2 protein-coding genes are annotated in these 2,070 nt (G+C 67.0%); both read right to left on the bottom strand.

Annotated features, from left to right (window positions below):
- A partial coding sequence (locus tag EB084_24270) for a hypothetical protein (GenBank protein NDD31379.1) occupies window positions 1-1,196 on the bottom strand: 1,196 nt, incomplete at its 3' end.
- A gap of 215 nt (window positions 1,197-1,411) precedes the next feature.
- The gene (locus EB084_24265; GenBank protein ID NDD31378.1) at window positions 1,412-1,921 is read right to left on the bottom strand and encodes a hypothetical protein; all 510 of its coding nucleotides are present in this window, start codon (window positions 1,919-1,921) and stop codon (window positions 1,412-1,414) included.
- Window positions 1,922-2,070 lie beyond the last annotated feature (149 nt).

Here is a 2,070-nt window from a genome sequence, read left to right as displayed (position 1 = left end):
GTGATCACCTCGGCACCCGCTGCGCTGAAGGTGCTGTGCCCGCTCATGATGTCGGGGAAGGGGGGCGTGACGAACGTCAGCTTCTGGAACGGCATGAAGTTCTGGCCCAGCATGGTGGCTGTTCCCAGACCGGGGCCGGCCCACCCCTGGATGGGCAGGTTGTAGTGGAGGTAACCGATGGCGGTGACGGGGCGCACGTAGTCGTAGGCGCGCTTCGACTCCCAGGCCGCTATGCTCGCGTCGATCAGGGCGCCGTTGAGGGCGAAGAACATCTTCACATCGTCATCGAGGGTGTGCCGGTCGCGATACGAGACCTGTCCGGCGATGATGTTCCAGTGTCCGGGCGGCGTCACGCTTCCGCCGAGGTCGGCCCAGTAGTCGGCGATGCACTTCTGCCGATCGGTCAGACCGGCGTTGAGTGTCAGGATGTCGTTCTCCTGCTGGGTGAACGCATCGTTGTTGGTTGACGTGACGCCCAGCGCGTCGGTGTAGGGCGCGTTGCTGCCGGGCTGGGGTGGGGCAGGGGGGCGGAACTGATCGTTGCGGGTGAGCGCGAAGGCCAGAACGGCGCCCCAGTGCGGCGTGAGATACGACTGGGTGATGAACGAAGCGGGGTCTCCCTGGCTTGCGATGGGGAAGTGGGTGGTCGGGTCGAGAAGCGTCCCCGTGGGCACCTGCAGCGGAACCCAGTGGGCAGGCGTGAACGACGCGCCGCCCAGCGCGTTTGGCGCGCCTGGGACCCCTGAGTTCGTCGGGGTGTACAGGGTGGGATAGGTGGCTGACGTCGCGTCAGCGTAGTTGTGCTGGGCGTTCGATCCGTCGCTGGCGCGGGCATTGAGAATCGCCTGCGCTGCAAGATGGCCGATGCCGGCCGGCGTCGTCGGGTCGTTGCTCTGCAAGGCGGCGGCGCTCGTGTCGTACCCGAGCCCCCCCAGGGTGGCGAGGAACGCACCGGTGCGTGCCTCGTAGGCGGCCTCGAGCGTGCTCAGCACGTGATAGGCGGCATAGCTCACCGCGGCCGATTTGTTCGCGAGCGTTGCCTCTCTGGTCGGACGGCGCAGGCTCCCCCCCAGCACGGTGCCGTTGGCGACAGGGTCGTAGGCGGCCCAGGCGTCATACATGGCGGCGCTGGCCATGTAGAGCCCACGCGCGTCGACGGTGGGGCGCCCCGGGGTGAGGGTGAAGCACACCATCATGCTGCGGTTCCACTTCACGGCCACCGACGGTTCGAAGGCTGCCGGCGTTGCCGAAGCCGAAGCGGGAGCAGCCGTCAGAGGCGGCGGGGGAGATGAGGTTCCCCCGCCGCACCCCGCAACAGCGGTTGCAACAATAACCACGCCCAGCAGAAGCGCAGCGTGAGAGAGGCGCCGCTGAGCGGAACGGCAACGGGCTGACCGCATGGGTGGGGCGATTACTGGCCGGAGTCCGGAGACGTGGAGGTCTGTGGCGACGGCTTCTTGCTGCTGGTGGCCGCCGGCGCCGCGGGCTGGGCGGTGGAGGCGCGTGCAGTCTTCTGGATGTCGCGCCACTTCTTCAGCTGATCTGCCGTCAGGATTCCGTTGATCTTACGCGAAGTGTTCACGTCGGCGACGCGGATGTCGATCTGCACCGCGGCGATCTGCTGCAGGGTGGCCTTGATCTGGTCGAGGCTGGCTTCCTTGCCGATCTGGTCGTTGAGCTGGGTGTCGAGGGGCTTCAGGCGCTCCTGCTGCTCGCGGACGAACTTCTCGAGATCGACCACCGTGGCCTTGAGGTCGGCCACTTGCTTGTCGGAGAGGCCGAGCTCCTTCTGGTAGTCCCAGAGGGTCTTGATTGGGGTTCCCGCAGGGGCGGTTGCCGGTGCCGGCTGCGCCGCGGGCGCCGCCCACACGTTGCTGCTGAGGGCTGTGAAACAGGCAAGGGCCAGAAGAAGGCGTTTCATTGTTGCTCCACTCGGGTAGGGATGGCGGTAAGCACGTCTGGCACGTTGCCATAGCGCTTGCCAGAACGCGATGGATTCGACATCTCTGGCTACCCCCCTTCAGCCGGGGCTGGGGGGGCGAGAGTCGGCAGGGGACAAGCGGGGGCGCT

It is taken from the genome of Pseudomonadota bacterium (genome assembly GCA_010028905.1).
Lineage (GTDB): Bacteria > Vulcanimicrobiota > Xenobia > RGZZ01 > RGZZ01 > RGZZ01.
Note: the sequence above shows the minus strand (reverse complement) of the source record. Positions and strands in the feature narration are given on the sequence as shown.

Coding starts and splice junctions, on each gene's coding strand:
- EB084_24265 (NDD31378.1), bottom strand. CDS start 1,921: ATGAAACGCCTTCTTCTGGCCCTTGCCTGTTTCACAGCCCTCAGCAGC.